This window comes from Olsenella sp. HMSC062G07 (assembly GCF_001811895.1).
Classification (GTDB): domain Bacteria; phylum Actinomycetota; class Coriobacteriia; order Coriobacteriales; family Atopobiaceae; genus Olsenella_F; species Olsenella_F massiliensis.
Genome location: NZ_KV806951.1, coordinates 76616 through 83340, shown reverse-complemented (window position 1 = coordinate 83340; position 6725 = coordinate 76616). Strand labels below are relative to the sequence as shown.

4 protein-coding genes are annotated in these 6725 nt (G+C 67.3%); all 4 read right to left on the bottom strand.

Going from position 1 to position 6725, the window contains the following annotated elements:
* Positions 1–211: 211 nt before the first annotated feature.
* From HMPREF2826_RS03585 to HMPREF2826_RS03570, 4 genes are read right to left on the bottom strand one after another with little or no spacing between them, the layout of a single operon-like run.
* Positions 212–1936, bottom strand: coding sequence for an ABC transporter ATP-binding protein (locus HMPREF2826_RS03585; protein ID WP_070639282.1), 1725 nt, complete (start codon positions 1934–1936; stop codon positions 212–214).
* Positions 1933–5223, bottom strand: a complete 3291-nt coding sequence (locus HMPREF2826_RS09550) for an ATP-binding cassette domain-containing protein (protein ID WP_210388961.1) — start codon at positions 5221–5223, stop codon at positions 1933–1935. Before HMPREF2826_RS09550 ends, HMPREF2826_RS03585 begins: the two co-directional genes overlap by 4 nt.
* The gene (locus HMPREF2826_RS03575; protein WP_070639279.1) at positions 5220–5930 is read right to left on the bottom strand and encodes an energy-coupling factor transporter transmembrane component T family protein; all 711 of its coding nucleotides are present in this window, start codon (positions 5928–5930) and stop codon (positions 5220–5222) included. Before HMPREF2826_RS03575 ends, HMPREF2826_RS09550 begins: the two co-directional genes overlap by 4 nt.
* 1 nt (position 5931) lies before the next feature.
* The gene (locus HMPREF2826_RS03570; RefSeq protein ID WP_070639277.1) at positions 5932–6579 is read right to left on the bottom strand and encodes an MptD family putative ECF transporter S component; all 648 of its coding nucleotides are present in this window, start codon (positions 6577–6579) and stop codon (positions 5932–5934) included.
* Between the last annotated feature and the right edge of the window lie 146 nt (positions 6580–6725).

Below are 6725 nucleotides of genomic sequence, written 5' to 3'. Positions count from 1 at the left end.
TGCGGCGCACCACCGAGATCTCGCCCATGCGCAGCAGCGGCTGGGCCGTCTGGCGCCCGCCCGCTGCCACCACCCCGCCAACACGCGCTTCCATGTAGCACATCCCCCAAGGACATCCCTACGGTCTTGTCCCTCAGAGGATATCACCAGCCACGGGCCGTCCAAGGGCCTGCCCCCTCTCGCCCCATGCCCTCGGGGCGACCCCGGCAACCTACCTCACGCGCCAGCCCTGGGCGCGCCGACGGTCCGCCCAGAAGCTGCGGTAGCGGCCTTCCTGGGCAAGAAGCTCCTCGTGCGTCCCCAGCTGGGTGACGCGGCCGTCCTCCAGCATGGCAATCTGGTCCGCGCCGGCGATGGTCGAGAGCCGGTGGGCGATCGCGATGACCGTCCTGTCACGCGCGAGCTCGTGCATCGCGTCAACGATGGCCGCCTCGTTCTCGGCGTCGAGTGCCGCGGTCGCCTCGTCGAAGAGGACTATGGGCGCGTCCTTCAGCAGTGCCCTCGCAATGGAGACGCGCTGGCGCTCGCCGCCAGAGAGCCTTCCGCCCCCCTCGCCCACACGCGTCTCCCAACCGTCCTCGAGACGCTCGGCGACCTGATCGAGGCGGGCGACGCGCACGGCATGGCGCACCTGCTCGTCCGTGGCATCAGGCTGCCCGAAGCGCACGTTCTCCTCGATGGTTCCGTCGAAGAGGTACACGTCCTGGAAGACGAGGGAGACCATTCCCAGGAGCTCTTCCACAGCCATGTCTCGTACGTCCACGCCGCCGATCCGCACGGCACCCCCATCCACGTCCCAGAAGCGCGCGATGAGTCGCGTAAGGGTGGTCTTGCCCGATCCCGAGGGTCCCACGAGCGCGGTCAGTCGCCCCTCGGGACAGATCAGCGACACGTCATCGATGACGGGGCGGGACTTGTCGTACGAGAAGCTCACGTGGTCGAACTCTATGCCCGCACCCCTGGGGTGCAGGGGAGCGTCCGTCTCGGGCAGGGGGTCCGCCGCAAGGATCCTCTCGGAGGTGTCGATGGCGTTCTGGCAGACGCTCATGGCCATGCTCTGGCTCCCCGCCTTCATGAGGGCATCGACGGAGCGCAGGGCGAGCACGACGACGAAGAGGTACTCGACGGCACCCTGCTGTCCCAGGGCCAGCAGGGTCGTGGCGCAGAGGAAGGTAAGACCAAAGACCAGGTAGACGAGCAGCGTGTAGACGGTGGTGGGCCTCTGCACCATGTCGAGGGTGCGCACCGTGTTCGCGTGGTCGCGCTGGATGTCGTCCTCCAGCGCCCTCCACCCGTTCTGTGCCACACCCGTCGCGCGCAGGACGGGCTGGGCGCGCACGAACTCGAGCACGCGACCAGAGAGCTGCGCGTTCGAGCGCTCCTCGGCCTCGTGGCCCGTACCTGTGGCCTCGCCCATCTTGCGGGACCAGACCCAGAGCGCGGGCGAGACGGCCACGAACGCGAGGCAGACGCGCCAGTCCACGAAGAGGTAGATCGCAGCGATGCAGGCGGGAACCGCCACGGCGATCACCTGCTGCTTCAGGAAGATGCCCGGGAGGTTCATGATCATCTGCAGGTCACGCTCCAGCAGGGCGGCAAGCTCGCCTGCCCTGCCCGCCGTGAACCAGCCCAGAGGCAGCCTCACGATGTGGTCGCCCAGACGCTCCTGGATGCTGCGCACGATCACCACGTCGCCGATCATGTAGCCATGGGTCTCCGAGAGGTAGTTCGCGAGCGCGCAGACCACGCCGAGCGCCGTCAGGGCGAGCGACCAGCGCAGGGCGGCGGCGCCGTCCGCGTCGAACAGGGCGTGCAGGAGCGGCAGGAGCATGGCGTAGACGCCACCCTCCAACACCCCACAGAGGACGAAGTATGCCATCTGCGCCTTGATGCCGGTCCTGCGACCGGCGAGCCTGTCGATTCGGTCGGTGATCATCGGGTGGCCTCCCTCGAGCCCTCGTTCGAGAAGAGCGCCACCTGCTGGGTCTCCCAGAGCCGGGCGTACCGCCCACCGGCCTCCAGGAGCTCCTGGTGAGTCCCCTCCTCGATGACGCGCCCCTCCTCCAGGACGAGCGTCTTGTCCGCGCCTGCCACGGTGTTCAGGCGATGCGCTATCACGATGGTGGTACGTCCGGCAGACAGGCGGCTCAGCGCGGCCTGGATGGCGGTCTCGTTCTCGGGGTCGGCATGCGCCGTCGCCTCGTCCAGCACCAGCACCGGGGCGTCCTGCAGGATGGCACGGGCGATGGCGACGCGCTGCACCTCTCCGCCCGAGAGCTCGCAGTCCGCAGAACCGAAGACCGAGTCGTACCCCTGGGGGAACTCCATGATCCTCTCGTGGATCTGCGCGGCCTTCGCCGCCTCCACGACCTCCTCGTCCGTCGCGTCGGGGCAAGCGAGCCGGATGTTGTCACGCAGGCTGATCGAGAGCAGCATGCTCTCTTGGAAGACGATCGCCACCCTCGAGAGGAGCGTCTGGGTGGAGAGCTCGCGCAGGTCGATGCCACCCAGGCTCACAGCTCCCGACGTGGGGTCCCAGAAGCGCGGGATGAGGCGGGCAAAGGTGGTCTTGCCGCTGCCGGAGTCCCCCACCAGCGCGCAGACGCTGCCTGGCTCCACGCGCGCGCTCACGTGGTCGAGCGCGAGGGCGGCGTCGGGGGCATACCTGAAGCAGGTCTCGTCAAAGTGCAGGCCCAGAGTTCCAGAAGGGAGCGCGCAGGGCTCGACCGCCTCGGCAAGCGGCTCTGCCGAGAGGACCACGTCCAGATGCTCGAGGTTCTGCGTCGCCGTCCTGAGGAAGCCCATGCCCGCCGCCACGACCAGCATGCCGGCCGGAATGGACGGGCCAAGTACCAGGAAGGGCACGCAGTCGGCGAAGTCGAGCCAGCCCCAGCCAACGAACAGGCTGCTCGCAAGGCCGAGGAAGGCAAGCATCATGCCCGGCGAGATGAAGCCTCCCAGCAGGCTGAAGGGCCCCGCCGTGAGCTTCGTCCACTCGAAGGTGACGTCGCACAGGCGCTCCACGGCGTCGCGATAGCGCGACCCCACCCGCCTCGCGCTCCCGAAGGTCTTCACGACCTCGATGCCCTCGGCGATTTCGACCACGGCGGAGGAGAGCTCCACGTTCGCCTCGCCGTACTGCACGGCGAGCGCCTCGTAGTCGCGCGTCATGAAGGCCATCGACACCATGACGAAGACGACGACGTATGCCAGGAGGACGAGGGCCATCCTCCAGTCCGCCACAAAGAGGACCACGAGCGGGACCAATGGCGAGAGCAGGGCTCGGACCATCTCGGTCGGGGCGTGGCCGATGGTCTGGTGCAAGCCCAGAACATCGTCGGACACCGCCTGCTTGACCTCGCTGGAACTGCGCTCGCCGAACCAGCCGAGGGGCAGCCTGGAGAAGTGGTCGAGCAGGATGTGGCGCGCGTTCACGCGGAACCCCGCATCCGCCCTGTGGCAGATGCCCGTCCCACCCGCAAAGAGGAAGCGGTCCGCAGTGGCACAGAAGATGGCGGCGGCAACCATGAGCGCAAGCGCGGGCGGCTCGGGCAGGGTGCCCCGCAGCGCCGCCTGGGCGATCGCGATCGCGACGAGGTACGGGACGATACCCACCACGACCGAAAGTGCCGACATGACCATCCCGACGATGATGGTGCGATGGACGGGCTTGGTCAATCGCAGGTAGAGCGCCCACAGGCGGGCATTCTTCCGCTTCTTTTCTGCCTTCTTGCCCTCGGGGGTCGGCACGTGGCCTCCCTCGATCGCCATGCCCTCTGTCCCTCCGTCACGCATGGTGCCTCCTTCCGTCGGTCGCAGCTGATGGGTATGGGTGCAGCAGCGCTGCATGAACTCGTTGTCGTGCGTGACCACCACCACGCAGAGTCCCTCGTCACAGGCGAGCTGGAGCGCGTGGGAGACCTCCTGCATGCTGATGGCGTCGAGGCCGCTCGTCGGTTCGTCCAGCACGAGCACGGGCCTCTCGCTCATGAGCCCGCAGGCTATGGAGAGGCGCTGCCTCTGCCCGCCCGAGAGCGTCATCGGGTGTCGCTCGCGCAGCTCCCAGAGACCAAGCCCGCGCAGGAGGCGACGCGCCCGCTCCCTGTGAGGCTCGTCACGCGCGACCAGGAGCATTACCTCCTCCTGGACGCTCGGCGTGAAGAACTCGGCCTTGACGTCGTTGGGGCTGTACCACATCATGCGGCGCAGCTCGCGTCGGCCACGGGCGCGCCCGCCCACCAGCACCGTCCCATGGCTGGGCTTCGCGAGGCCCGCCAGGACGCGGGCCAGGCTGGTCTTCCCGGCGCCGTTCGCGCCCGTCACGGCCAGTATCTGCCCTGCGGATGCCACGAGCGAGACGCTGCGGAAGACCTGCCTGTCTCCAAAGGAGACGCCCAGGTCCCGCAGCTCGAGGACGGCTTCCCTCCCCTGGTCCGGACCAGGGGAGGGAAGCCGGGGCCGCAGGGTCTTTCGGACGTCCCTGAGCCCCCATGAGAGGCGCGTCTCGTCGGGAAGGGCCAGCATCTCCTCTCGCGTGACCTCTCGCTCGACCCTTCCCCCACGCACCAGCAGGAAGCGGTCGGCCACGTCCATGAGATAGGCAAGGCGATGCTCGGCGACCAGAATCGCCATGCCCCGCTCCTTCAGCTGACGCAGGGTGCGCCCCAGGGCGTCCGCCGCCGCGACGTCCAGGTTCGACGAGGGCTCGTCCATGGCCATGAGGGCAGGTCGCGGTCCCAGCGCGGAGGCTATCGCCACCTTCTGCTTCTGTCCGCTGGAGAGGCTGTCGTTGGATGCCCCACGCAGGGGGCCGAGTGACAGCTCGTCGATCGCCCCATCGGTGAGCTCTACCACGCGATCGTGGTCGTAGCCAAGGTTTTCGCAGGTGAAAGCTATCTCTCCTGCGAGCTGGCTCGAGAAGAACTGGGCCGAGGGGTCCTGGAACACGCTTCCCACCAGCTCTGCGCGCTCCCAGAGGGCGAGCCCCTCGGCGGGATGTCCCGCCAACATGACCTCGCCCCTGCCGTTGCCAGGGTAATACCCTCCCGCCAGGCCGTTCACCAGGCGGATGATGGTGGTCTTGCCGCCGCCCGAGGGACCGCAGAGCACCACGCACTCCCCTGCGGCAACGCTGAGGCTCACGTCATCGACGGTCCGGGAAGCCCCCTTGTACGCAAACGAGACGTCGCTCAGCGAGAGGACCTCCCGCCTCGACTCGCTCACGACATCACCCCGTTCGCGACGACCGCCCCCGCGCAGGCGGCGAGGGCGGCCACGACGCAGGCGAGGTCCAGCGCCCTCGCCGGATGCTGGTAGTAGCTGCTGCGCGCCATGGGCGCCTCGGCGGCGCGCGTCACGGCGGAGGCCGAGAGCTGGTCCGCACTGCCCACCAGCGACATAAGGGCCGGAACCATCACGTACTCGTAGGTGTCCAGGGGTTTTGCGAGCATCTGGCACCATGCCGTGAGGCCACGCTTCCTCATGGCGTCCCTCAGGAGACGCCAGCTGGCGGCAAAGGTGGGGAAGAAGCGCAGGAACACCAGGGTCCCCAGGATGACCTTCCTGGGGCAGCGCGCCCGCACGAGCGCCGCGCTGATCATGCCCGGAGGCGTCATGAAGAGCACGCACGCAGCCGACGTCACGGGAAAGAGGTGCCACATCTGGAAGACATGGATGGGCGAGATGACGATGGGGGCAACGCCCAGGTAGGTGTACGCGACGTACAGCGGCCCGAGCACGGCCAGGAAGGCCAGCATGCCCAGGGCGATGCGCTGCTCCCCCGCGACCACCAAGTAGGCGAGTGACGACAGGCTGAGCGCGAGCATGGGATACGGCCCCAGGTTCAACGAGCACGCGGCCATGGCAAGGAGGAGCACGGCCGTCTTCGTGGCAACCGTGAGTCCCGTTCCCCTTGCGTCGTCCTTACCCACCCTACAGGGCCCCGGCGCGCTCGAAGTGCCTCTTCATGAGCGCCCTGCCGATGAGGCAGCCCAGGAAGCCCACGGCCATGGTGATGAGCATGATGGCGACGATCCATGCCGGGTTGCCGTAGTACTTGAAGAACGCATCGACATAGGCCTGGTCAAAGCCGCGCTCCTGCACGGCCTGGGCAACGTAGGCGTCCATGTTTCCCAGGTAGGGAATCAGCGTGGAGAGCAGGTACAGGCCGCTGAACGTCGTCCATGCGCCCGTCGCCCACCAGGAGCTCTGACGCCGCTGCGACGTCCGCAGGAAGACGAGGTCCAAGAGCAGCCCGCCCACCACATAGAAGGGCAGCATGAAGAGCATGTTGCCCACGGTGCAGAAGAGCAGCGCGGTAACGGTGGTGAAGACGCAGGTCACGCCAAACCTGTCGACTCGCCGCACCATGAGCATGAACACGGGCGCCGCGAGAAACACGCCCGCCCCGCCCGATGCGACCATCGCAAAGTCGTAGGAGAACATGGTGAGCATGGATCCCGCAAACATGATGACCACCGTGAGCGCGCTCAGCAGGACTGCCGTCACTACCTCACGAACTCCCCAGCCACGATTGGACACGGGGGCCGTTCCCTTCTCGGCTTCCTTCTCTTCTGCCATTCGAACACTTTCTTAAAGTTAGACACTATTAACTAATCGAGTATACCATTGCCTCGGCGAAGGCACCCAGAGTCACCTCGCATCCGACACGAGCCGCATGTGTCACGACCATGGGGGCGCGAGCTCCCATCGGGTATCTTTATTTG